General features: G+C 64.2%; 24 protein-coding genes and 2 pseudogenes. 8 read left to right on the top strand and 18 right to left on the bottom strand.

The window, feature by feature from the left end; translation table 11 throughout:
* Positions 1-278 precede the first annotated feature (278 nt).
* Positions 279-1,394: pseudogene (locus KCG88_RS25925) on the top strand (TonB-dependent receptor); the annotation flags it as partial.
* Between the two features lie 58 nt (positions 1,395-1,452).
* Here KCG88_RS25925 and KCG88_RS25920 read toward each other — a convergent pair.
* The 3 genes from KCG88_RS25920 to KCG88_RS25910 are packed head-to-tail and all read right to left on the bottom strand — an operon-like array spanning position 1,453 to position 3,401.
* Positions 1,453-1,899 carry an NUDIX hydrolase gene (locus KCG88_RS25920; protein ID WP_169893659.1) on the bottom strand — a complete coding sequence of 149 codons (447 nt, stop codon included), beginning with the start codon at positions 1,897-1,899 and terminating at the stop codon, positions 1,453-1,455.
* Positions 1,900-1,956: 57 nt separating this feature from the next.
* Complete coding sequence (locus KCG88_RS25915; protein ID WP_210713423.1) at positions 1,957-2,586, bottom strand: DUF4375 domain-containing protein; 630 nt, start codon at positions 2,584-2,586, stop codon at positions 1,957-1,959.
* A gap of 26 nt (positions 2,587-2,612) precedes the next feature.
* Complete coding sequence (locus KCG88_RS25910) at positions 2,613-3,401, bottom strand: hypothetical protein (protein ID WP_210713422.1); 789 nt, start codon at positions 3,399-3,401, stop codon at positions 2,613-2,615.
* 434 nt (positions 3,402-3,835) lie between these two features.
* On the opposite strand from KCG88_RS25910, the gene KCG88_RS25905 reads away from it, so the two are divergent.
* Genes KCG88_RS25905 through KCG88_RS25895 form a run of 3 tightly spaced genes read left to right on the top strand, consistent with a single transcriptional unit; the run spans position 3,836 to position 5,012 of the window.
* Positions 3,836-4,216 carry a hypothetical protein gene (locus tag KCG88_RS25905; protein ID WP_047285813.1) on the top strand — a complete coding sequence of 127 codons (381 nt, stop codon included), beginning with the start codon at positions 3,836-3,838 and terminating at the stop codon, positions 4,214-4,216.
* A 27-nt stretch (positions 4,217-4,243) separates the two neighbouring features.
* On the top strand, positions 4,244-4,573 hold the full coding sequence (locus KCG88_RS25900) for a cyclic-phosphate processing receiver domain-containing protein (protein ID WP_210713421.1): 330 nt from the start codon (positions 4,244-4,246) through the stop codon (positions 4,571-4,573).
* A gap of 4 nt (positions 4,574-4,577) precedes the next feature.
* Positions 4,578-5,012, top strand: coding sequence for a hypothetical protein (locus KCG88_RS25895; RefSeq protein ID WP_047336387.1), 435 nt, complete (start codon positions 4,578-4,580; stop codon positions 5,010-5,012).
* Between the two features lie 35 nt (positions 5,013-5,047).
* Here KCG88_RS25895 and KCG88_RS25890 read toward each other — a convergent pair whose 3' ends face one another.
* From KCG88_RS25890 to KCG88_RS25845, 10 genes are all read right to left on the bottom strand, one after another.
* Positions 5,048-5,623 carry a GNAT family protein gene (locus KCG88_RS25890; RefSeq protein WP_047285808.1) on the bottom strand — a complete coding sequence of 192 codons (576 nt, stop codon included), beginning with the start codon at positions 5,621-5,623 and terminating at the stop codon, positions 5,048-5,050.
* Between the two features lie 12 nt (positions 5,624-5,635).
* On the bottom strand, positions 5,636-6,487 hold the full coding sequence (locus KCG88_RS25885; protein ID WP_210713420.1) for an EcsC family protein: 852 nt from the start codon (positions 6,485-6,487) through the stop codon (positions 5,636-5,638).
* An 84-nt stretch (positions 6,488-6,571) separates the two neighbouring features.
* On the bottom strand, positions 6,572-6,871 hold the full coding sequence (locus KCG88_RS25880; RefSeq protein ID WP_047285805.1) for a barstar family protein: 300 nt from the start codon (positions 6,869-6,871) through the stop codon (positions 6,572-6,574).
* 56 nt (positions 6,872-6,927) lie between these two features.
* The gene (locus tag KCG88_RS31020) at positions 6,928-7,098 is read right to left on the bottom strand and encodes a helix-turn-helix domain-containing protein (RefSeq protein WP_246882837.1); all 171 of its coding nucleotides are present in this window, start codon (positions 7,096-7,098) and stop codon (positions 6,928-6,930) included.
* Between the two features lie 186 nt (positions 7,099-7,284).
* A complete protein-coding gene (locus KCG88_RS25870) occupies positions 7,285-8,217 on the bottom strand; it encodes an alpha/beta hydrolase (protein WP_210713419.1) in 933 nt (310 codons plus the stop codon).
* Between the two features lie 356 nt (positions 8,218-8,573).
* Positions 8,574-9,467: an AraC family transcriptional regulator gene (locus tag KCG88_RS25865; RefSeq protein WP_210713418.1), complete on the bottom strand. Its 894-nt coding sequence runs from the start codon at positions 9,465-9,467 to the stop codon at positions 8,574-8,576.
* A 273-nt stretch (positions 9,468-9,740) separates the two neighbouring features.
* Complete coding sequence (locus KCG88_RS25860) at positions 9,741-10,166, bottom strand: GNAT family N-acetyltransferase (protein WP_047285799.1); 426 nt, start codon at positions 10,164-10,166, stop codon at positions 9,741-9,743.
* Between the two features lie 113 nt (positions 10,167-10,279).
* Entirely contained in the window at positions 10,280-11,131 is an 852-nt protein-coding gene (locus KCG88_RS25855) for a hypothetical protein (protein ID WP_210713417.1), read from the bottom strand.
* Positions 11,132-11,321: 190 nt separating this feature from the next.
* The gene (locus KCG88_RS25850) at positions 11,322-12,245 is read right to left on the bottom strand and encodes an NADP-dependent oxidoreductase (protein WP_210713416.1); all 924 of its coding nucleotides are present in this window, start codon (positions 12,243-12,245) and stop codon (positions 11,322-11,324) included.
* A 75-nt stretch (positions 12,246-12,320) separates the two neighbouring features.
* Positions 12,321-12,761: a DoxX family protein gene (locus KCG88_RS25845; protein ID WP_210713415.1), complete on the bottom strand. Its 441-nt coding sequence runs from the start codon at positions 12,759-12,761 to the stop codon at positions 12,321-12,323.
* Positions 12,762-12,980: 219 nt separating this feature from the next.
* Between KCG88_RS25845 and KCG88_RS25840 the strand changes: the two genes are divergently transcribed.
* Positions 12,981-13,907 carry a LysR family transcriptional regulator gene (locus KCG88_RS25840; RefSeq protein ID WP_210713414.1) on the top strand — a complete coding sequence of 309 codons (927 nt, stop codon included), beginning with the start codon at positions 12,981-12,983 and terminating at the stop codon, positions 13,905-13,907.
* 110 nt (positions 13,908-14,017) lie between these two features.
* Here KCG88_RS25840 and KCG88_RS25835 read toward each other — a convergent pair whose 3' ends face one another.
* Complete coding sequence (locus KCG88_RS25835) at positions 14,018-14,710, bottom strand: tRNA (adenine(22)-N(1))-methyltransferase TrmK (protein ID WP_026022876.1); 693 nt, start codon at positions 14,708-14,710, stop codon at positions 14,018-14,020.
* On the opposite strand from KCG88_RS25835, the gene KCG88_RS31015 reads away from it, so the two are divergent.
* The 3 genes and pseudogenes from KCG88_RS31015 to KCG88_RS31010 all read left to right on the top strand — a co-directional run.
* The gene (locus tag KCG88_RS31015) at positions 14,663-15,220 is read left to right on the top strand and encodes a hypothetical protein (protein ID WP_246882836.1); all 558 of its coding nucleotides are present in this window, start codon (positions 14,663-14,665) and stop codon (positions 15,218-15,220) included. The two genes, KCG88_RS25835 and KCG88_RS31015, sit on opposite strands and share 48 nt — an antisense overlap.
* A gap of 52 nt (positions 15,221-15,272) precedes the next feature.
* Positions 15,273-15,488, top strand: coding sequence for a hypothetical protein (locus KCG88_RS25830; RefSeq protein ID WP_019095014.1), 216 nt, complete (start codon positions 15,273-15,275; stop codon positions 15,486-15,488).
* A gap of 14 nt (positions 15,489-15,502) precedes the next feature.
* Positions 15,503-15,655, top strand: a pseudogene (locus tag KCG88_RS31010) (HIT family protein); the annotation flags it as partial.
* 35 nt (positions 15,656-15,690) lie between these two features.
* Here the strand turns inward: KCG88_RS31010 and KCG88_RS25825 are convergent.
* The 4 genes from KCG88_RS25825 to KCG88_RS25810 form a co-directional block, all read right to left on the bottom strand.
* A complete protein-coding gene (locus KCG88_RS25825) occupies positions 15,691-16,734 on the bottom strand; it encodes a hypothetical protein (protein WP_047285792.1) in 1,044 nt (347 codons plus the stop codon).
* 184 nt (positions 16,735-16,918) lie between these two features.
* On the bottom strand, positions 16,919-19,753 hold the full coding sequence (locus tag KCG88_RS25820) for a TonB-dependent receptor (protein ID WP_210713413.1): 2,835 nt from the start codon (positions 19,751-19,753) through the stop codon (positions 16,919-16,921).
* A 97-nt stretch (positions 19,754-19,850) separates the two neighbouring features.
* A complete protein-coding gene (locus tag KCG88_RS25815; protein ID WP_210713412.1) occupies positions 19,851-20,816 on the bottom strand; it encodes a FecR domain-containing protein in 966 nt (321 codons plus the stop codon).
* Positions 20,813-21,319: a sigma-70 family RNA polymerase sigma factor gene (locus KCG88_RS25810; protein WP_047285786.1), complete on the bottom strand. Its 507-nt coding sequence runs from the start codon at positions 21,317-21,319 to the stop codon at positions 20,813-20,815. The genes KCG88_RS25815 and KCG88_RS25810 overlap by 4 nt, the downstream gene beginning before the upstream one ends.
* Positions 21,320-21,326: the final 7 nt, after the last annotated feature.

Below are 21,326 nucleotides of genomic sequence, written 5' to 3'. Positions count from 1 at the left end.
GCGAATCATTCCCTGGTGCCGCAAGCCCTGCACAAAGCCCAGGACAAGGCCTCCGTGGAAACCCGCCGTCAATGATAATAATTCTCATAAAAATACCCAGCCATTCACGCTGAGCCGTATCAGGTAGTGGGAGCAGTGGGCGATGGAAACCGGAGACGACCAGCAACAACTCAGCGCGCTGTTCATTGCGCAGCGCGGGGGGCTGATCCGCATGCGTGCGCGGGTAGTGGGTTGCGCCAACCTGGCCGAGGACCTGGCCCAGGAGACCTACCTGCGGGTGGTCCGGCACCTTCCCGTTGATCAACGCCACCGGCGGGCACAACAGCATGTCGCGCTCCTGCAACAACGGCGCGGCCTGGAGCGGCTGGGAGCAATACACCCGCACCGCTTTTGCCATGCTCGAACACGACCTGGGGGATGGCTGGGTCACCAAGCTGCAACTGGACCACAAGATCAACCGCTATAACGCCGAGCTCGGCTCGATCCAATTCGACAAGCCACAGACCGATGGCACGGCCAAGGTCAACGCACAGAAGTACACCGGCGACACCGCCAGCGATTCCGCCGACCGGTACCTGAGCGGCCCCTTCAATCTGTTCGGCCGCGAGCATGAACTGGTGCTGGGCGGGCGCGTGGTCAACTATCACCTCACCGGCCTGACCCCGTCCTACAAGGAAAGCGAACGTTTCGTGCCTTACGTCGGCGCGGTCTACGACAGCTACACCGATATCTTCATGCCCCAGGAAAGCTGGAACAAGGACAGCAAGCTGCTCAACCCGGACGAAGGCCAGAACTACGAGCTGGGGCTCAAGGGCGAGTTCTTCGAAGGCCGCCTCAACAGCAGCCTGGCCTACTTCGAAGTGCACGAGACCAACCGCTCGGAGCCGGACGATGCCTATAACAACCAGTCGCCCACCCCCGACAACTGCGCGTTCAAGGGCGCCAAGGCCGTGACCAAGGGGTACGAACTGGAGATTTCCGGCGAACTGAGCCCGGGCTGGCAAGTGCAGGCCGGCTACACCCACAAGATCGTGCGTGATGACGAGGGCGACAAGATCTCCACCTTCGAGCCGCAGGACCAGGTCAACCTCTACACCAGCTACAAGCTCAAGGGCGACCTGGACAAGCTGACCGTCGGTGGCGGCCTGCGCTGGCAGAGCGAGGGCTGGTATTCGGTCTACAACGCACCGCGCAAGATCAACGAAGACATTTCCCAGGAGGCCTACTGGCTGGTGGACCTGATGACCCGCTACCAGATCACCCAGAACCTGTCGGCGACCCTCAACGTCAACAACATCTTCGACAAGTCCTACTACACCAACGTCGGTTTCTATAATTCGGCGGCCTACGGCGAACCCCGCAACTTCATGCTCAGCCCCCGCTGGGACTTCTGAGCCGGCGGCCCTGCCCGGCCACCGCGCCCGGCAGGGCACCAAGCAGCATCAATGCCCCTCAGCCAAGCAGGCCCGCCTGCTTGAGCAGGTCCGCCAAGCCCGCGGGAACCAGCGGCGTCTGCTCGGTGAAGCTGGCGCTGCCCTGCCAGCGGGCCACGAAGGGCGCGCCATCGCTTTCCCGGGCATCGAGCTGGGCACGCTGGTAGACACTCGGGTCGTCGAAGCGGGCGTCGTAGACCTGGACGAATTCATGGCCGGGCTTGCCGGCATAGGTGAACAGGCTTTCCAGGGTGCCGATCAGGCGCAGGCTGTTGATCGACAGCCCCAGCTCTTCCTGTATTTCCCGAACGATTGCCTGGGCACTGTGCTCGCCAAAGTCGATGCCGCCACCCAGGGGGCGAAACAGCATCTGTTGCTTGTCGGCATCAAAGAACTGATTGACCAGGATCTTGCCCTGGTGATGGAAGATGCACAGCGCGAGCGCGCGGATGCGGGGTTCAGACATGGGGTGAAGTCCATTTGCCGAGACGAGGCGCGGCATTAGACCACGGCGCCAGGCCCCTCAGCCAACGTAAAAATACTTCACCGCCAAGGCCGGGACCTCCTCCATCGCCGACCACAGTTGCTCGTCCAGTTCGCCACTGATCAGCTCATGTTCCTCGTCGCTCAGCAGCCCGGGAATGTCCCACAGTTGCTCCAGTTGCGGGTGGTCTTCCAGGTGCGCGATCAGTTGGCGCTGGCGGCTGACCAGGGCCCGAGTGTTGCGCGCGCCGATCGCGGCCAGGGTGCTGAGCGCCAGCTCGCAGGTCTGCTGCCCCCAGTTGCAGAAGAACTGCAGGAAGCCGCCGTTGTAGCCGTCCGCCTCCAGGCGCCACAGCGCGACGATGGCCTGGTCGTCCGCCGGCAGTTGCTGCAGTTGCCAGTCCAGGGCCTTCAGGCGAGCCATGGACTCATCGCACAAGCCTTCCCAGATCCAGTCGATGGCGTTGACACTGAGCACCGGCTCGCCCAGGTGCGGCCAGGACACGGACCAGCCCCGATGTGCGATGGCAAAATCCGCCCGCTGCTCGGGCGTGGCCTCCCGCAGCCGGCTGTAACGGCTCAGGGGCTGGCGCAGCCGCAAGCCGTCGGCCCAACTCAGGCAGAGCATTTCATCCTCGAAGGCGACGTGGGTGATGGGGCTGAGGTTCATCAGGCAGGACCTTTGGGCAATGTAATTCAGTCGCAGGCGGCCGAACGGCGGCGCGGGCCGATGCCGTGGAGCACCGTGAACAGCCCCCCGGCCAGCAGCCCCAGCAGCAGGAACGGAAAGATCCCACGGTTGAGCAAGGGGATCCAGTAGTCCAGCCCCGAAGCCCCCTTCAGGGACCCGGCGAACAGCCCCGGGGCGCCGGACAGCAGCCAGATCAGCACGCCACTGAGGCCACCGCCGATCACATAGCGCCAGCCAGTGGCGAGAAAGCGGTCCACCAGCCACAGCACCGGCCAACTGACCAGCATGCTGATCCAGGCGCCGATCACGGCCCCCAGCAAGAATACCGGCAGGCTTTCCGCGCCCTTGGGATAGAGCGTTACCGCGACGCCCCCCAGGGTCAGCGCCCCCGACAGCGGCACCGCCAGCAGCCGCCGCAAGCCCTGCCCTCGCCCATGGGGCGGCACGGACAGCTGATCAATCCCACGGCTCAGCAGGCTGTACAGGCCAGCCAGGGCCAGCCCGCCCGCCAGCGGCAGCAGCAACAGCTGCATCCATGAAGTACGCACCAGCACCGTGGCCACCAGGCTCAGGGTCAGGCTGATCCACAGGTAGCGCGCCCTGGCCTGCGGGCAGCGCCGCTCAGTCCACAGCAACAGGGGAATGCCCAGGATCATGGCGATCACACTGCCAAACAGAAACCCGGAAAACAGCTCCGTGCCATTCCAGCCCTTGATCAGGCCCTTGATCACGGCGTAGACCAGGCCAGCGCACAGGGGCAGTGCAAACAATCGCAGTTCGGCGTTGGGCCGCATGGGGTTCTACCTGGGGTGGCAACGGGTGCCGGGTTGAAGGAAGGAGCGTTTCTACACAAGTGCGGCGGACTAATCCAGTGCCGGAGAAACAATGCAACCTTGAGCCCGGCAATGGCTTATTGCTCAATATCGGGGTATACAACTGGGCGAAAATTCATCCAGACATCCACCGTAAAAAACCATCCACCGCAAGTCGCTGCACTGCTGTCAGAGCAGAACAAGCATTGGCTTACAGGCAGCCGCCGAGTCCTGTTGCAAGCTCAACAGCAGCTCTGCGACCAGGGCGTGCCCAGCACGATCACCTTGGCGCCTGAAACAGCCGGCGCCATTCCTCTGGACAGGCCACTCTGCCACCCTGACGCGGTCCTATTAGCGCTGCGGCGCAGGTTGCAATGACCCAGCGTTGACCGACGCGATACGAAAGGAAACTTGACGTGCTGGCAAGACTGAACGGACAGGAACTGCATTTCTTTGGCACACCCAAAGCATTCAATGCCATGGCACGAGCCATTCGCAAAGGCCGGCACGGCGACTCTCAATCAATGCCGCTGGAGCAGGAGCAATCCAGTTTCAGCACCTTGTTCCTGAGTTGCTCCGGTCAATCGAGCAGGATCTGGATTGAGCACAGCGAGGTTCATATCCAGTATGCCGAGGCCAGTAAACACCGACTCTACCCTTGCTTCTCCATGCCCGCTGAAACAGCGCCGGGTGCGCTTTTTTTCATCGACAAGCTGCAACAGGATCACCCACCGCTGCTCACCGACGACTCGCTAAGCCTTGTGCTGCATGTCATCGCGAACGACGCCGATGCTTGAACTGCATCTGAAAGAGTAAACAGGCCCATGAAAATCTACCTTGACGACGAACGCCAAACCCCGCAAGGCTGGGTTCGCACCTACTGGCCGGACGAAGTTATCGCGCTGCTGAAAGCCGGTGGCGTCGAGGAAGTCAGCCTCGACCACGACCTCGGAGATGATCAGCGCGGCACCGGTTACGACGTGATCCTGTGGATCGAAGAGGCCGTGGTCCTTAATGGTTTTCATCCGCCGCGTATTCACATCCACTCGGCCAATGCCAGCGCCGTGGAAAAGATGCGTGCAGGTGTGCAAGCGATCGATCGGCTCGCCCGCAACAACGGATGCCGCCAATCAACCCATGACGCAGGCATCTGACCCCATGAGCGGCAACTTGTATGGATACATCCATTGCTTTGACCCTTCGCCGGCTGCCGAAGCGCACAATCGTGCGGTACTGCAAAGCCTGCCAGTGACGGGGGCGCAGATCACCCGGGCGCTTTTCAGCGTGCTGCCAAACAGCCGGGGGCACTGCTACTACGGGCATATGGTGCACTTCGCCACCTACCCCAAAGGCAGTTACATCTTCGATGATTCGTGGCTGGCCGAGTACGAAGCCCTGCTGGAGCGCCTGTTCTGGGACAACTCGGAGGTGGTGCATACCTACTGCGGCCAACGGCGCACCTGGGACTCCAGTAAGACCCACGGGCTCGCGCAACCGACAGGCTTGAAGATCAGTAACCGGAAGGTCTTCCCCTCCTACCACGACCTGGAGCCCGTCGAGGACAGTGATGCGCCGACGCCGGGCAACAGCTGAGCTGCCAGCGCCCGCCTGATATTCGCGCTATTGGGCTACGCAGAACCTGCGGCGAGCGGCGCCAGACTGAGCCAGTCGGCCCTCAACAACCCGTACTGCACCAGATCATGATGAGTCCCCAGCCAGTATCCCGCCTGACGTGAAAGTCCTTCGCGAACAAAGCCCGCCCGCTCCAGCAATCTGAGGGACGCCCGGTTTCGCGGATGCACCTGGGCCTCGATACGGTTGAGCGCCATATGCTCGAAGCCCCAGCCAACCACGGCCTCCAGCGCCTCGGTCATCAGCCCCTGCCCTTGCGCCGCACGCCCCAGCTCGAAACCGACGGCGCAACTGCGCCACTGCCGGTTCCATTTGAACAGGCCGCAGGTACCCAGCAGGCCCGGCTGGTTGTGGCTTTCGATGGCCCATCGCGTCCCCGGGTTGGGCAGGCTGCGCCAACTGGCAAACAGCGCCAGCAGTTGCTCGGCCTGCGGGTAGTCGGTGATGGGGTCGGTGCCGAACCACTGCATGGCATCGGCGTCGCTGTGGATCGCGAACAGTGCCGGGACATCGGCCGGGCACAGTTCCCTGAGGATCAGGCGCGGGGTGCGGATAACGGGAAAGTCGCTCATGGGGATACCGCCCTAGCCTGCCAGCTGCTTGCGCAGGATCTGCGCATACTCGTCCTTGACCTGCTCAAAGCCGTACTTGTGCTCCAGGCGCTTGACGGTGAAGTGCCCACGGGCCATGTCCTGGTAGAAGTCGGTGAACAGCGCATTGATGGTGGCGCCGGTAAAGGCGCCGATCACCGGCACCGCCTGGGCCGCGAACTTGCTGGAGATGGTCACGCCGTAACGGCTGGCGACTTTCTCGATCAGCAGTGCCAGCCACTTGCCCACCTGCCCCGGTGACAAGCTGCCCACCGCCCCGGCACCGCGCTTGGCGGCAATGGCCGCCAGCTCCTTGGACAGTTGCTGCATGGCCTGGGTGGTGAAGCTGCGGGTGATGTAGTAGCCGGTTTCCGTGGCGTCGTCGGCCTGGCTGTTGCCGCCCATGGCGAACACTTCGATGCAGGCCTGCTTGGTGGCAAAATCCGCCAGATCGAAGCCTTCGCTGCGGGCCACATCGGCCACCGAGCGCATCATGATGGTGGTGGAAATCGGCAACTCGACAAACAGCGCGGCAAAACCGAAGGCCCCGCCCACAGCGCCGGAAGTGGCCGCGTACATCTTGTGCAGCAAGGTCGATGCCGGTTTTTTGGGCGCGTTGTCCAGGCTCCACAGCGCCGCATCGGCGGAGCTGTGCAGGGCTGCCACCACAGCGCCGTTGATCTTTTTCGCCACCACCGCTGGCAGCGCCTTGACCGCACTTTCGATGGGCGAGCCCAGCAGCCCGGACAGGCGCGCCGTCAGTGAAGGCGACTCCAGCAAGGCGACGGCGCGCTTGAGGTCCTGGTAATCCTCGGGATGGTCTTTGATGCTCACAGGCGTCTCCATGGGTGGCTGTTCGCTGCCTCGGGAAAGAATAAACCCTTGCCAGGCGGCGTCGTGGCTCAATTGCGCGTCCGGCGATAGGCCGGACTAAGGCTTGGCGGGCGCCAACAGCAGGTCCGCAGCCAGCGTCGGGTATTGGACCTTCATCCGTTCCAGGCATTGCAGCAGCAGTTGCGCGTCCCGGGGCAGGCGCCGGGACAATGCTGGCCAGCCGCTGATATGCAACTGTTCGGGCATTTCCACCAGCCCGGTAATGGCGTCCCAGAAGGCATCCCAGTTACAGCCGTACCACTGGGGAAAACCCAGGGCATCGCGCAGCACCAGGTGCAGTTCAGCGCTGCTCGTCACCTGGCTCAGGTCGATGTGTTGCAGGGGCAAGCGGCTCATTCGTCATTCCTTGGGGTGATGGCTTGAAGGGGCTTTCGCTGGCTGCCACAAGGGCTTCAGGCCAGCGGCTGGACACCCAGCTGGCGCTGCAACTGCTCCCAGCCCAGCTTGCAAAAGCTCTCCAGCAGCTTGGTCAGGTGCGAACTGGCGGTCTGCGGTGTCATCCCCGCCGTTTCAGCCAGGGCGCTGGCGGACAGCGAGCGGCCATCGGACAGGATGATGAGCATGCCCCCCCGCACCGGCTCGGCGAAGGTTTCGCCGCGCACTTCGGTCCAACCCAAAGCATGGTGTGCAAAAAGGTTCGTATAGTCGCACCGCACTGCGGCAAAGGAAATACGCCCCCACGGACCTCAAGCACAGGCGCGACAAAGCCGCCGTCGCCGGCCAGGCGACAGCGGCGGCTGCCTCACCCCTTACAGGCGCTGCTGGAAGAATGGCACCAATTGCGCCATGGCCAGCGCCACCGTGTCGGCGCGGTCGTACAGGTCGTAGTGGGACCCGCCTTCAGCGACCACCAGATGCTTGTCCTTGGAGGCCGCACGGCCATGGATTTCCAGGCCGTCGCGGTAGGCACCGAAGCCGCCGGGCTTGTCGCCGACCACCACCATCAGTGGCTGGGTCAGCAGCACCTCGGCCTGCAGGAAGGCATCCCAGCCAAAGGCCGCGCTATTGAAGGAAAACAGACCGCTGGTGGCGCCGTTTGGCTGCTGGCCCCGGGCGGTCTTGTAGTACTCGGTGGCTTCCAGTACGTCGATGTCGCTGATGCCGTTCTGCTGCGCCTCGGCTACCGATGCTGGCAGGTAGTCGATCACATGACGCGCCTCGCCCCGGGCCTCGGCGGTGCGCTGCTTCGCCATGGCGTGCAAGGCGCTGACCGGATCGAAGTTGCTGAAACCTTCGCGGATCAGGCGGCCGAAGTTGACCCCGGTAATGGAAGCCAGGGCCTTGATCCGGTAGTCGGTCATTGCCGCCTGGATGGTGTAGCCACCGCCACCACAGACACCGATGGCACCGATGCGCTCGGGGTCGACATAAGGCAGGGTCACCAGGTAGTCGATGGCGAAACGGATGTCCGACACGCGAATGGCCGGGTCTTCGATAAAGCGTGGCTGGCCGCCGCTGGCGCCCTGGAAACTGGCGTCGAAGGCGATGACCACAAACCCGGCCCGGGCCAGCCCGGCGGCGTAGATGTTGCCGGAGGTCTGCTCCTTGCAACTGCCGATGGGATGGGTGCTGACGATGGCCGGGTAGCGCTTGCCCGGGTTGAAATCCGCCGGCAGATAGATGTCCGCGGCGTTGCTCCAGCCGAAGTTGAGGAAGCTGACGTGTTCGATGCTGTTGCTCATGACCGTACTCCTTGAGCCGCCCTGGGCAGGCTCGTCTGGATCGATAGGCGGACCGCTCGCTCCCGTGTGCGGGAGTGCGGAGTCGGGCGTTACCGAAAGCGCCCGGGACACGGCAGGCCTTGGGGCTGCTGCGTCGTCGGGCACCAGTATAGAAATGGCACGCGGCGAAACCTTGCCTATTCTGACGGCAAGTTTGCCTGTTTTGCGGATTCTGCCGGCTCACCCCGAAGGCCGTTTCGCTGCAACACAAACAGCTAGAAACAAGCCTATCCGTGGCGGATCGAATGGTTAGGCGCCCAGAGCCGCGCCACAGCCGGTTTGCCTATTTCGCTGAACCCTGCACTGCAACCTGGCCCTTACCCGGCCTCGCGCATCCTGCGGATATCCCGCTGCGGCGGCGCGCCGAACACCCGGCTGTATTCCCGGCTGAACTGCGAAGCACTTTCATAGCCCACCAGCCCCGCGGCGCGCCCTGCATCGATGTTCTGGCTGAGCATCAACTGCCGGGCTTCCTGCAGGCGCAACTGCTTGTGGAACTGCAGCGGGCTGACGCCGATGATGGCGCGAAAATGCTGGCGGAAGGTGGACGGGCTCATATGGGCGCGCTGCGCCAGATCATCGACGCGCAACGGCTGGGTGAAGTTCTGTTTGAGCCAGGCCACGGTCTTGAAGATCTGCTGGGTCGGCGAACCCACCGCCAGCAACTGCTGCAACGCCAGGCTGTAGGGCCCGGCCAACAGCCGGACGATGACTTCCTGCTGGATCAATGGCGCCAGCTGGGGAATCAGCGGCGGCTCGTCGAGCAAGCCCACCAGTCGCTCCAGAGCGCTGGCCAGCCCCGGCTCCAGCTCATCCACCACCACCGTCCGATAATCGCTGGCCCGCGAAGGCGGTGGCGGCTGCATCTGCGCGGCGGTTTGCAGGATCTGGTGCATGTCCAGAGTCAGCATCATGCCCAGGAAAGGTTCGGCCGCCGAGCCCTGGGTCACCCGGGCCACCACCGGCTGGTCGATGCTGGTCAACATGCCCTGCCCGGCCCGGTAATTGATCACCGCCTCCTGCAGCAGCACCTGCTTGCCGCCCTGGGCAATCACCCCCAGGCCCAGGCTGTAGATGCAGGGAATGGCCGAGGTCGGCGTGGAACGGCGGTGCAAGGTCAGGTTGGGCACGGCGCTGGGAAAGTCGCCGGAGTGCGGGGTGTGCCGGGCAATCAGGGCCGCAAGTGCAGTGGAGGTTCGGGGCTGGGTCATGGGCGGGCAATCGGAAGTGGCAACAGTACAGGCGGCCACTGTGCGCCGATTGGCCCTGCAGATCGAGTTTTTCTTCACGGCCACCAGGGCAGCGGACACAGGTCGATATCCGCCTCGGGGCAGCAGTGGCTGGCAAAGCAGGCGATCCAATGGCAATCCCTTGCCCACTACGGCCAACTTCTACCCGCCATCGCTGCTGCCCACGCCTGAGTAGCCGCGGCCCAGGCTGCGGGTACGCGCTGTATGCGGGTTCGCCAGCCAGGGCCCGGGACTTCAGACCAGGCGTTTGTGCAGGAAGAAACGCTGGTGCTGCGGCGGGAAATCCTCCAACCGGCCGAATTCGCTGAAGCCGTGCCGCTGATAGAACTGCGGCGCCTGAAAGTCGAAGGTATCGAGCCAGATGCCGATACAGCCCTTTTCCCGGGCCAGCTCCTCGGCCATGTTCAGCAATTGCGAGCCCGTGCCCTGGCCCCGTGTCTGCTCGGGGACTGCCAGCAACTCGATGAACATCCAGCGATAGAAAATCTCCGCCTGCAGGCCACCGAGAATCTCACCGCTGTGCTCGTCGCGGACCACCAGGGCGATGGCCTCGGGCTTGGGATCGCCCGCCTGGGCTCGGTTGTAGGCCCGCAAGGGCTCGAGGATCGCAGCGCGCACCTCCGGCCCCGGGTTCATCAGCATGTCGATACGCGTACTCATTCGCCGTTTCCTTGGATGGTGGCTGTGCCGGGCCGGGGTGAAAGCGCTCCACGATCCTCCCTGGAGGATCGTGGGTTTGGCAAGGCTGCGCTACCTGGCCGTCGCTGCCGCAACTAGCGGCTGACGTACTGCTCGGTCTTGCTGTCGTAGACATAGGTGAGGTTGTCTGCGGCCGCCAGCGAACGGACCTTTCCCGGGCCCTCGAAGGTAGTGCCGCTGACCTTGACCTGCACCTGCGGCAGCGGCTCCTGGCCGGCGACAAAGCTCAGCTCCCCGTCGCTGCCGATGCAGGGCATGACCGCGCCGTCGTCGCAGGCCGCGGAGTTGTCCTCGCCGGTGCGCACCTGGCCCACATAGGACCAGACCCAGCCATCGTCTTCGGGTTTCTTGTTCGGATTGAACACCAGCATGGTGTAGCCCCTGGTGATCACCCCATCGTCGAAAGTGGCCGTGGGCACCGCCAGCAGCAGGCGGCCGTCAGCGGTACGGTGCTCAACGGCCTTGCGCTGGGTGTCCACTTCCTCGGGCTTCTCGCGGCCGCCGAAGAAGCCGATCTTGCGTTCGATGCTGCGGATGGAATAGGCCTGCTTCTGGCCCGGGTTGGTGAGTTCGAAGGTGGCATCGGCCAGCCGTACCTGAACCTCCGGCGCGGCAAAATCCTCGCCCTCGCGAGCGGCGCGGTCCCGGGTGTGCCAGACAAAGGTGGCGTAGTAGTGCTTGCCGTCGAAGTCCAGCTCCTGGCCGTACCAGAAGGTGGCGGTAACGCCGTCTTCCAGCTCCACCTCTTCATCCTGGTCCGGCACCTCGACGTTCTGCATCACCGCCAGCACTGCGCCGGGAGGGATAGGCGCACCGGCCTGGGCCAGCATCGAAGCCGCCAGCATGCACGGCGCCAGCAGCCAGCCGGCCAGTCGCGCAGCCAGCCGGCCTTCCTTGTGCAGACCTGTCTTGCTCTTGATTTTCATCCCTGGAACATCCCTGTAGAACCGATGAGGAAACGCCGGCCACGCAAGTGGCCAATGGCATGACGCGCGATCATATAGCCGGCGTTTCACCAGCGACAAGATGCTGGCAAATGGCAAGCGCTGGCCCGTCCCCTGGACCGCCGCCCTGGCTTGCCGGTGGTGCCGGCTGTTCTGGGAGCCCGCCAAGCGATCAGCGGGCCATGTCGAGGACCAGCCTGCCATGGCCATGGCGGCCCCTGCTTTTTTCCAGCGCCTGCGGGGCGTCACTCAGGGGGAAGGCTTGGACAGCGACCTGCAAGCGGCCCTGGTCGAACAGCTCGGCAATCCTCGCCAACTGGCCACCATCGCCACGGGTGGCGAAATTCACCGGGGTCACGCCATAGTCGTTGGCCAGGGTGATGTCGGGCTGGCTCACCGGGGACACCAGCACCCCGTGCCGTTTCAACAGGGCGAACGACAGCGCCTGGGTTTGCTCCCCCACCAGGTCCAGGACCACATCGACCGCGGGCCGCCATTGAGTGAAATCCTGGCGGCGATAGTCGATGACCTGATCGGCCCCTAGCCCTTTGAGGTAGGCATGGTTGTCCGCCGAAGCGCTGGCGATGACCTCGGCCCCCAGGTACTTGGCGATCTGCACCGCCATGCTGCCCACACCTCCTGCCGCGGCATGGATCAACACCTTCTGCCCGGGCTGCACGCCGGCATGTTCGGTCAGGGCCTGCCAGGCGGTCAGCGCCGTGGCAGGCACGGCGCCGGCCTGCAACGCGGTGAGGGAACGGGGCAGCAACGCCAGGGTGGATTCCCGGGCAACTGCCTTGCCGGCATAGCCGCCCGTGATGTTGATGAAACCGAACACCCGGTCACCGACCTCGAACCGGTTGGCGCCCCGGCCGGTGGCAAGCACCCGCCCGGCCACCTCGACCCCTGGGGTGAAAGGCAGTGGCAGCGGGATGAATGCCTGCATGGCACCGGACAGGATCTTCCAGTCGATAGGGTTGACCCCTGCACCGGCAACATCGATCAGCACTTCACCTTCGCCGGCCACAGGGTCGGCAACTTCTTCCAGGCGCAGGACATCGGGACTGCCGTATTGGTAGGCACGTAGGGCTTTCATGGACACCTCGATCAGGCAAGAAAACACAGGGAAACCGCAGCCGCCGCGAGGGAACCGGCCCCCGCTGGCGGGTGATCAGCGACGGCGGGCGTCGAGGCTGAAACGACCGGCACCGAACGCCACGACCTGCAACAGGCCACCGGCCATGGCCAGGTTCTTGAAGAAGTGGATGAACTGGTTCTGGTCGCCCAGTGCGTTATGGAAGGCCAAGGCAGTGACCACGCTGAACAACGCCAGCAATGCCGCAACAGTGCGGGTCCGCCAGCCAGCGACCAGCGCCAGGCCGCCGCCGATTTCAACGATGACCGCCAGGGCCAGGGCCAGTTGCGGAAATGGCAGGCCGACAGAGCCGATGTAACCGATCATCATCGCCGGTGCCGCCAGCTTCGAGACGCCGGACAGCAGGAAGATCGCGCTGAGCAGCACTCGGCCAGCCAGAGCGGCCACGGCCTGGGGCGTATCGGAGCGGCTTTGTTGGTGAGTGTCGGGTTGAGCAATATGGGCAGAAGCGGACATGAGGAATTTCCTTCAGTTGGGTGCGATCCGAGATGAATCGCCCGGGTGAAGAAAGCTTGCGCCGCCACAACTTCTCTGAATAGCCGACTAATTTAGATCATTAGGTTCGATAAAATAGGCAAGAATACAACTTTCACTGGACACTGCCTCAACCCCTCCCCGGCTGGAATCGATCACACTGCCGGGGCGTCAACGCCGATAACGCTCAAGGAACCCGAGATGATCTCCGACCCCGGCACCCCGACGCTGGACCAATTGCGCGTATTCCTGACGGTGGTGGAAGTCGGCAGCTTCGCCGGCGCCGCAAGAAAGCTGCACCGCGCTACGTCCGTCATCAGCTACTCCATCGCCAACCTGGAAATGCAGCTCGGGGTCTCGCTGTTCGACCGCCAGAGCACGCGCAAGCCGCAACTCACCGAGGCCGGACGCACCGTGCTCGTGGAGGCCAGAACCATCGCCAACGGCGTCCATGGCCTGCGTGCCAAGGTCAGGGGCCTGTTGCAAGGCCTGGAGGCCGAGGTCCACCTGGTGCTCGATGTGATGCTGGCCCCCGAGCGCGTGGTGGACGCCCTCAAGGCCTTTCGCGAAGCCTTTCCCACGGTGGCCCTGCACCTGCATATGGAAGCCCTGGGAGCAGTCACCGAGCGGGTGATCGAGCGCGGCGCAGTCGTCGGCATCAGTGGGCCGATGCACGAAAGCATCGACGGGATCGAAAGAATCGGTGTGGGCAGTGTCGAGCTGATTCCGGTGGCCGCGCCGGATCATCCCCTGGCCGCCAGCGATGCCAACCTGACCGGCGCCGGGCGCGAATTCATCCAGCTGGTGCTGTCGGACCGCTCGACGCTGACCCGGGGCAGGGATTTCGCGGTGCTGAGCAACCGCACCTGGCGGCTGGCGGACCTGGGCGCCAAGCACATGCTGCTGCGTGCCGGCATCGGCTGGGGCAACATGCCGCGGCCCATGGTCGAGGAGGACCTGCGCAGCGGCCGGCTGGTGCACCTGAATCTTCCGGAATATCAAAGCGGGATCTACCCCTTCGACGCCATCTACCGCAGCGACACGCCGCCGGGCCCAGCGGCGCGATGGCTGATCGAACGGTTCCTGCAACAGGTCTCGACGCCGCCGGCCATCCAGCCCCCGGCATAGGGGCTGGAGCCGGCAACGCGCTGAGCGTGGGACATTGCGCGGGTCGGTAGCTTGTCGTACGGGCCGGCAGCGAATGGCACCCGCCCCTGGCAAGCGGCCGCCTGGCGCACTCAGCCCAGCAACTCGCTGATCCAGCGCACCTGCCGGGCCATGTCCTGCACCTTCTCTTCGGGCACCGCCTGTGCCCGGCTGAAGTTTTCCAGGGTGCGCTGTTTCAGGCGCAGCAGGCGCTGCCATTTGGCCAGGAACGCCGGACTACGGGCCTGCAGTTGCAGAGGGCCGAAGTACAGCTCCCGGGGGCTGTAGCTCACCGGCCCTGTGCGCTCGGCGACGATGATTTCGTAGTCGAAACGGTTTTCCCGCAGCACCTCTTCGCACAGGATGCGGTAGCCGTTGTCCATCAGCCACTGGCGCAGGGGCTGCTCGCCCCCGTTGGGCTGCAGGATCAACCGCTCCTGGCCATTGAGGCGCGCCTTGCCGGCTTGCAGCAGGTCGCGGATGGTCTCGCCGCCCATGCCGCACAGGCTGATGGCGCTGATGGCGTCGCCCGGTTCGATCGCCGCCAGGCCATCGGCCAGGCGCACGCTGACCTGCTGCTCCAGGCCGTTGTCGCGCACCGTGCGCCGGGCCGCGTGGAACGGCGTCAACGCCACCTCGCCGGCCACCGCCGCGCTGATGCTGCCGCGCAGCAGCAAGGCCACCGGCAGATAGCCGTGATCCGAGCCGATATCGGCCAGGCGTGCGCCGGTTGGCACATGCGCCGCCACGCGCGCCAGGCGCATGGACAATGTCTGCTGATTCAACTGCTGCCCCTTTTCACCACCAAGGTCCGGCACCTTGTGCCGGATCGGGGGGCGATTCTGGCGAGCAATGCCAGGCATTTCAAATTTATGCGACCGGGGCCGGGGATGCGGGTGCCGCAAAGGCCCGCTCCGGACAGGGTTGAAAGCAGCGTCCTCCATGGCGGGTTTCTGAGCGCAGGCAGACCTTCGTTGCTGGCCGCGTGCAACCTGGTCAGTGATAGACTGCGCGCCCATTGGGGAGGTGAAAAAATGCTGTGTCCGGAGTGTGAACAAGGCGAAGTAACACAGGTTCAAGTACGGGCAACGCGGGAAATCCTGCACCTTTGCCAGGAGTGCGAGTTGCTCTGGCTCAGCGCCGAGGTCATTGGCACCGAGCCTTTCAACAGCTTCACGTCCTACATGGAGGAACTGGGTTTACCGCCGCTCTGGAGCTCGCTGTATGTGCTTGAACCCGAAAAGATCACCAGCCCTCAGGCACGGAAATACCTGCGCTCGGTCGGCTCGATCTAGGTTGCTCGAGCCACAACGACGATAGCCTCCCCCACACTCAGAAGCGCAAGAGATGAACTACCAACTCTGGATGGAACCGGATGACTGCCAGACCTTCTGTCTGAGCGGCCCACAGGGAAACACCGCACGCAAACTGCTTCACCCCGACGCCCGGCTTGTGTGGGAAGTGGAAGCCCCCAGCCACTTCGAAGCAATGACCCGGTACTACGCCTACATGCAGTGGGGCGAATACAAGAGCGACCTTCCCGAACAGGAACCCATGCCTTGAACACCGCCCAGCAGGTGGGCATAGCCCCCGAGTTCATCATTCTGCAAACCGACCATTGGGTGCTCAATCATCACCTGTCGTCCGCCCTGCCCGGCTACCTGATGCTGGGCTCGCGATCCCGGGTCAATTCACTGGCCGAGCTGCCCGAGAGCGCCCTGACGGAAATGGCCCGTGGCGCTGCGCGCTGTTCTCCGCCCCCCCCTTACCTGGCGGTTTTCTTCAGGGAAACCGGGATGCCCCACACCAGGTCTTCCATGCCGGTGTCCCCTTGCAGGCGGGTTTTCATCGGTTCGATACGCGCCAGCACCCGGCGGCCTGTGTCGTTGACATTCGCCAGCTCCTTGTCGCTGAACTTCTTGACCAGCTCCACGGGGGCCGGCCTCACGTAGACCTGGATATCCCGCAGTGCGCATTTGATGTTCTGCGGGTCGATAGCCTTGCAAGTCTGCTTGTCGTAGCTCACGGCCGGGGTCTTCAGGTGGAAGCGGTCGCTGAGCAGTATCTGGCCGGGCTGGATACTGAAGGCCAGGGGCGCGTAGGCGTCGGGGATCTGTGCCTTCAACTTGACGGACTGGACATCACGGATCTTGGTGCCTTCGGTCCAACCGCCTTCCGACACCTGCCGGCGCGTGTTGTATTGCTGCTCTTGCCAGGCCACGCACTGGCCGGAGGCGACATGCACGGCGCTGCAGACATTCTGGGTGTGGGTGGTATCCGCGTAGGAAGCGTCGCGCCAGTATTGTTCCTTGACGAACTGGCGATACAGCACCGCAGACATGTCCACCGAACCACGGGCACTGCTGGCCGGCTGGCCTTTCGCGGCGCCTACCTGGGCCAGGCTGCTGTCGATCCGGTAATCAATGCCGCCGGACATCAGGTAGGTTCCCGGCGGGACGATGTGCACTTCAAGGAAATCCCAGAGAAATACGGTTTCCTTGATTTTCTCCAGGTCGTTATTGGCGAAGGACTGCATGTAGCCCTGGCCCGGCTGGTCCTTGTTGCTGAAGATCACGCGATGGGAATAGCTGGAGAGGTCGGTCACGCTCTTGTTGGGCATGAGCGCCGGCACCAGCACCACGGACATACCGTCCCGGGTCGCGCCATCGATGATTTCCAGGAGCTGGTTGGTCGGGTTCTGCGTGGCGCTGCCATTGAGGTCGGAACGGCCCAGCGGGGCACAGGCGCTCAAGAGCGTGACTGAAACCAGAACAGCCAGGGGGCGGAGGCGCTTTACCAGGGGCTTCATTGGATATCCTTATCTGTAACGCAGCGAGGGCCAGATCCCTTTGGCAATACCGGCCAGGTCAGGGGCGAGTGCCGGCCAATGGGGGCGAAAGCGGCCTACTTTACTGCGTCGATCCACCGCAGTAACAGGTCGGCGCGCCAAGGCCGCACCTTGCTGCCTGGTCCGTAAAAAGGCTGCCCGCCCCCTAGAACTTCGCCTGCATCCCCACCCGCAGCGTGCGCCCCGGTGCCGGCATGAAGCTCTGCGCCAGCGGGTCCAGGTAGTAGCGGTCGGTGAGGTTCTGCAGCGACACGTTGAGGCTGGCGTCTTCCTTCAGTTTGTAGTTGAGGAACAGATCGAACAGCGCCACTTCGCGGTAATTCAGTTGCGGCGTGGTGGCGCCGGTCTGCCAGGGCTTGTCGGCGGTAACCGTGGGGCCGGAGGTGTAGGTGATGCGCATGCCGAGGGTCAGGCTCTGGTCGAAGAAGCGCAGGCCAGTGGTCAGGTTGCCGGCAAAGCGTGGCGGGTTCTGGGTGTTGGTGTAGGAGCCCATGAAGCTGCCCGGGGTGCAGTCCGGGGTGTCGGCGGTTTTCTGGTAGGGGTTGCTGGTGGCGCGCAGGGTGGCCGCGAAAGCCGCGTCGCAGGTTTCGGTCTTCAGGTAGTAGGTGGACGACAGGTCGGCAAACACCCGCCCGGCATCGTAGCGGGTCTGCAGTTCCAGGCCGCTGGTTTTGTAGCTGTCGGTGTTGCTGAAGCGCATCAGGCCCCACAGGCCCGGGCTCGGGTCGTAGTAGCGGGTGATGTAGTGCTTGATGGTGTTGTTGAAGTAGGCCAGCTTGAACGCCGCCGAGTCGTCATCCACCAGCAGGCCCTTTTGCAGGGTGCTGGCGCCGATCTCCCAGTTGCTCGAACGCTCGGGCTTGAGGCCCTTGCCGGGCATCGTCTGCTGCACGCCCTGGCTGGTTTCGAACAGCGACGGCATGCGAAAGCCCTGGGTGTAGGAGGCATATACGAAGGTGTCCGGCAGCACTTCGATATTGATACCGAAGGCCGGGGCAAAGGCGCCACCGCTGTTGCTGTTCTTGCCGGAGTAGTTGTAGCCGGTGACCACCTCGCCGACCTGGGACGGATAGACCGTGGAGTCGGTGGCGCCAAAGTCGTTGTAGCGCACGCCCTCGAAGGGGAAGTTGGTGTTCTGGAAGACGATGCCGTTGTTCAGGCGCGGGTCGGTGGCGTCGGTGTACTGGCCGTTCTGGTCGGGGAACCACATCATGTTGCCGGAATTGTCGCCGTTGGAAACCCGCAGGTAGCGCAGGTCACGTTCCTCGCGACGCGCCGTGGCCGTGGGCACGTGATCCTTGCTGCGATAGTGGGTGTAGCGCCCGCCGCCCCACAGGGTGAGGCTGTCCACCGGCTTGTACTCCAGCTTGCCGTTGAAACTGAACTCCTGCCGCGAACCTTCGCGCAGCATGCGGTTGGCGTTGATATCGTCCTGGGTGGTGGCCACGCTTTTCTGCGGGCGCAGTTCCTCCAGCTGGAACGAGCTGCCCAGGTCCAGCTTCACGTCGCCGTAGCCGGTCTCGAAACGCGAGGTATTGGCCAGGCCACCGCCCACCCGGCGATCGGCCTGGCGGCTCCAGCTGCGGTCCGAACGGTAGGCCTGGGACGCCGGCGCCGAGACGGCGGTCAACTGGCTGGTCTGCGCATCGGTCATCCACAGGTCGGCGGTCAGGTCCACCAGCGGGTTGCCCGAGGGCAAGTAGTTGTAGCGCGCGGTGTAGGTGTCGATCTGGGTATGGCCCAGGGGGTACTGGTAGATGCCGCCAGTGCCGAAACGGAAGATGTCCGAGGGCATGATCTCGCCGATGCGTCCGTCATAGCGCCGGTAGCCCAGGTCGAAGGTGTGGCCGTCCGCCGGGCGCAGGGTGGTCTTGAGCAGCCAGGATTCAGTCTTGGACGAGGAGTTCAGCACCTCTTCCCCGGCGTTGTAGGTGGTGGCGACGCTGGTCTCTTCATCGCCGTAACGGTCATAGGTGCGGTAGCGATCCTGGCCCTTCTTGCCGGCGAAATAGTTGCCCTGGTTGCGATGGGCGTAGGCCGCCACCACATCGAAGAATTCATGGGTGTAGGCAAATGCGGCACTGCCGGACTCGGCCTGCGAGCCGAACAACCCGCCGCGGCTCTGGTGCGGCTCCGAGTACAGGTCCTGGGTCTTGGAATGGGGATCGCGGGAGGCCGGGGCCACACCGTTGTTCCAGACATCGCCCTTGAGCCGCAGGCCGATAGTCTGACCGTCCTTGAGGATGTCGCCGACCCCGAGGGTGCGCATCTTCACCGTGCCGCCTATGGCACTGGAGGTCAGGCTCGGGCCCTTGTCGATGGCGATGTCGCTGATCATGTCCGGGTCGATGTAGCTGCGCTGCTGGGTCCCGGCATAACCGCGATAGACATCCAGCGCCTGCTGCGAACCGTCCACCGTCACCGCCACCCGGCTCTGGCCCTGGATGCCGCGGATGTTCACATCCAGGCCGCCGCCATTGCGGCTGTCACCGACCTGGACTCCGGGCTGGCCCTTGAGCATGTCCCCCACCGACACCACGCCAAAGCGCTGCAGGTCGTCGGCAGAGATGTACACCGATGAACGCGGTGCCCGGTACACCTCTTGCTCGTCAGGGTTTTCGCCCTTGACCTTCTGGGTCGGCAGCGACACCGCATCAAGGCGCAGGCGCAAGGCATAGCCGCCGTCGGCCTGGCGCACGTAGCCCAGGCCGGTGCCCGCCAGCAGCTGGTTCAAGCCCGCCTCGGTATTGAAATCCCCTTGCAGGCCCTGGCTGGTCTTGCCTGCGGTGAGCAGCGCACTGCCGGCCATGCTGATGCCCGCCTCGGCGCCAAAGCGCGACAGCACCTGGTCCAGGGGACCGGCGCCGATGCTGTAGTGACGCTCGCCGGCAGCCAACGCCACTTCACTACACAGCGGCTGCAAACCGAGCAACAGCAGGCCGAAGGTATGGGTACGCAAGACACGAGCAGGGAAAATCATGCAGGGCTCCTAGGGATCGAAACCCACCTGTGCCGGTGGGTAATACCTGAAGGCCAAGCCAGATCGAAAAAACTATCGCGCCGGTGAAAAAAAAGTTTCAGGCCGGCACCACGGTCACCCAGTAACGGGTTCTTCGCTCGATGCGCACCGGCAAGGTATTGGCTACCAGGGCCAGGGCGGCATCGGTGTCGTCCAACTGGAAACTGCCGGTTACGCGCAGGCCCGCCACGGCTTCGCTGCAACGCAAGAAGCCCGGGCGATAGCGCGACAGCTCTGCCAGCAACTGATCCAGGCGCATGCGCTCGGCGGGCAGGATGCCGCGCATCCAGGCCTGGGCCAGAAACGTATCGATGGGGCTTGGCCGCCCTGCTCCCCGGCCATCGACCCGGGTTTGCCAGCCGGCCTGCAATGCCAGCGGCGCTGGGTGCTGCCGTGCGCTCACCTGCACCAGCCCGCGCAACACCGTCACCTGGGTGCCCAGGCGATCGTGACGCACCAGCAGGTTGGCACCACGGCTATGGAGCACCGCATCCGGGGTCGACAGTTGCAGGGATGCAGAGCCCGCCGGGGTGTCCAGGGCCAGTTCGCCCTCGATCAATTGCAGGCTGCGCTGCCGGGCGCTCAGGTCCAGGTTCACCGCACTGGCGGTGTTCAGCCATAGCGAGCCACCGTCGGCCAGGGCCCAATGGCGTCGCTCGCCGACGCCGGTGCGATAACTGGCCAGGGCTGAGCGCACCAGGGTGGAATCCGCCCCCTGCCAGGAAATACCCCCCAACAGCCCCAAAGCCAGCAGGCACTTGAGCACCTGTCGCCGTCGCTGCGGATCGGCGCCCGCCGCTTGCAACGCCCGGCGCGCCGTGGCATCGGCCAACAGTTCGGCCCCCGGCTGCAGCATCAGCGGCAAGCTGCTGACCCGCTGCCAGGCGTACTCATGCTCGGCACTGGCTTGCCGCCATTGCTGCAAGGCCTGATGGTCCGCGGCGCTCATCAGCCCGGACTGCATCCGCACCAGCCAATCGATGGCACTGTCCCGCACCCGGGGATCGACCGCGGCGCCACTCATTCAAAACGGCTCGCGTAACAGACACTGAAGGCCTTGCCCATGGCCCGCTGCACCTGGGCCACGCTCAGGCTCAACTGCGCGGCGATCTGCGGATAGGTCAGGCCATCGAGCTGGGACAGAAAGAAAATCTGCCGCACCCGCGACGACAACCCCACCAGCAGCGCATCCAGCTGCAACAGGGTCTCGATCATCAGGTGCCGCTCCTCCGGCGAAGGCTCCTCCCCCACTGGCCGCGCCGCCAGGGCTTCCAGATAAGCCCGTTCGATCGCCTGGCGGCGCCAGCGATTGATCAGCAGGCCGTTGGCAATGGTGGCCAGGAACGCCATGGGCTGGCGCAACTCACGCACATCCTCCTGGGAGCGCAGCACCCGGATAAAGGTGTCATGGGCCAGGTCCTCGGCATCGGCACTGTGCCCCAGGCGCCGGTGCAGCCAGCCCCGCAGCCAGCCGTGATGGTTCGCATACAACTGGGCGACGGGCGAAGAGAGGCTGTGGTTGTGCATGGCAGAT

The sequence above is a fragment of the Pseudomonas sp. MWU349 genome (genome assembly GCF_017947325.1).
Lineage (GTDB): Bacteria > Pseudomonadota > Gammaproteobacteria > Pseudomonadales > Pseudomonadaceae > Aquipseudomonas > Aquipseudomonas protegens.
Note: the sequence above shows the minus strand (reverse complement) of the source record. Positions and strands in the feature narration are given on the sequence as shown.

What these genes read in the sequence shown, in the direction of transcription:
- KCG88_RS25855 (WP_210713417.1), bottom strand. Translation starts at nt 11,131, where the DNA reads ATGAAAATCAAGAGCAAGACAGGTCTGCACAAGGAAGGCCGGCTGGCT.
- KCG88_RS25840 (WP_210713414.1), top strand. Translation starts at nt 12,981, where the DNA reads ATGATCTCCGACCCCGGCACCCCGACGCTGGACCAATTGCGCGTATTC.
- KCG88_RS25870 (WP_210713419.1), bottom strand. Translation starts at nt 8,217, where the DNA reads ATGAGCAACAGCATCGAACACGTCAGCTTCCTCAACTTCGGCTGGAGC.
- KCG88_RS25810 (WP_047285786.1), bottom strand. Translation starts at nt 21,319, where the DNA reads ATGCACAACCACAGCCTCTCTTCGCCCGTCGCCCAGTTGTATGCGAAC.
- KCG88_RS31015 (WP_246882836.1), top strand. Translation starts at nt 14,663, where the DNA reads ATGCGCCGCCACGCGCGCCAGGCGCATGGACAATGTCTGCTGATTCAA.
- KCG88_RS25845 (WP_210713415.1), bottom strand. Translation starts at nt 12,761, where the DNA reads ATGTCCGCTTCTGCCCATATTGCTCAACCCGACACTCACCAACAAAGC.
- KCG88_RS25860 (WP_047285799.1), bottom strand. Translation starts at nt 10,166, where the DNA reads ATGAGTACGCGTATCGACATGCTGATGAACCCGGGGCCGGAGGTGCGC.
- KCG88_RS25815 (WP_210713412.1), bottom strand. Translation starts at nt 20,816, where the DNA reads ATGAGTGGCGCCGCGGTCGATCCCCGGGTGCGGGACAGTGCCATCGAT.
- KCG88_RS25830 (WP_019095014.1), top strand. Translation starts at nt 15,273, where the DNA reads ATGAACTACCAACTCTGGATGGAACCGGATGACTGCCAGACCTTCTGT.
- KCG88_RS25900 (WP_210713421.1), top strand. Translation starts at nt 4,244, where the DNA reads ATGAAAATCTACCTTGACGACGAACGCCAAACCCCGCAAGGCTGGGTT.
- KCG88_RS25825 (WP_047285792.1), bottom strand. Translation starts at nt 16,734, where the DNA reads ATGAAGCCCCTGGTAAAGCGCCTCCGCCCCCTGGCTGTTCTGGTTTCA.
- KCG88_RS25820 (WP_210713413.1), bottom strand. Translation starts at nt 19,753, where the DNA reads ATGATTTTCCCTGCTCGTGTCTTGCGTACCCATACCTTCGGCCTGCTG.
- KCG88_RS25880 (WP_047285805.1), bottom strand. Translation starts at nt 6,871, where the DNA reads ATGAGCCGCTTGCCCCTGCAACACATCGACCTGAGCCAGGTGACGAGC.
- KCG88_RS25850 (WP_210713416.1), bottom strand. Translation starts at nt 12,245, where the DNA reads ATGAAAGCCCTACGTGCCTACCAATACGGCAGTCCCGATGTCCTGCGC.
- KCG88_RS25915 (WP_210713423.1), bottom strand. Translation starts at nt 2,586, where the DNA reads ATGAACCTCAGCCCCATCACCCACGTCGCCTTCGAGGATGAAATGCTC.
- KCG88_RS25895 (WP_047336387.1), top strand. Translation starts at nt 4,578, where the DNA reads ATGAGCGGCAACTTGTATGGATACATCCATTGCTTTGACCCTTCGCCG.
- KCG88_RS31020 (WP_246882837.1), bottom strand. Translation starts at nt 7,098, where the DNA reads ATGCTCATCATCCTGTCCGATGGCCGCTCGCTGTCCGCCAGCGCCCTG.
- KCG88_RS25920 (WP_169893659.1), bottom strand. Translation starts at nt 1,899, where the DNA reads ATGTCTGAACCCCGCATCCGCGCGCTCGCGCTGTGCATCTTCCATCAC.
- KCG88_RS25890 (WP_047285808.1), bottom strand. Translation starts at nt 5,623, where the DNA reads ATGAGCGACTTTCCCGTTATCCGCACCCCGCGCCTGATCCTCAGGGAA.
- KCG88_RS25910 (WP_210713422.1), bottom strand. Translation starts at nt 3,401, where the DNA reads ATGCGGCCCAACGCCGAACTGCGATTGTTTGCACTGCCCCTGTGCGCT.
- KCG88_RS25885 (WP_210713420.1), bottom strand. Translation starts at nt 6,487, where the DNA reads ATGGAGACGCCTGTGAGCATCAAAGACCATCCCGAGGATTACCAGGAC.
- KCG88_RS25865 (WP_210713418.1), bottom strand. Translation starts at nt 9,467, where the DNA reads ATGACCCAGCCCCGAACCTCCACTGCACTTGCGGCCCTGATTGCCCGG.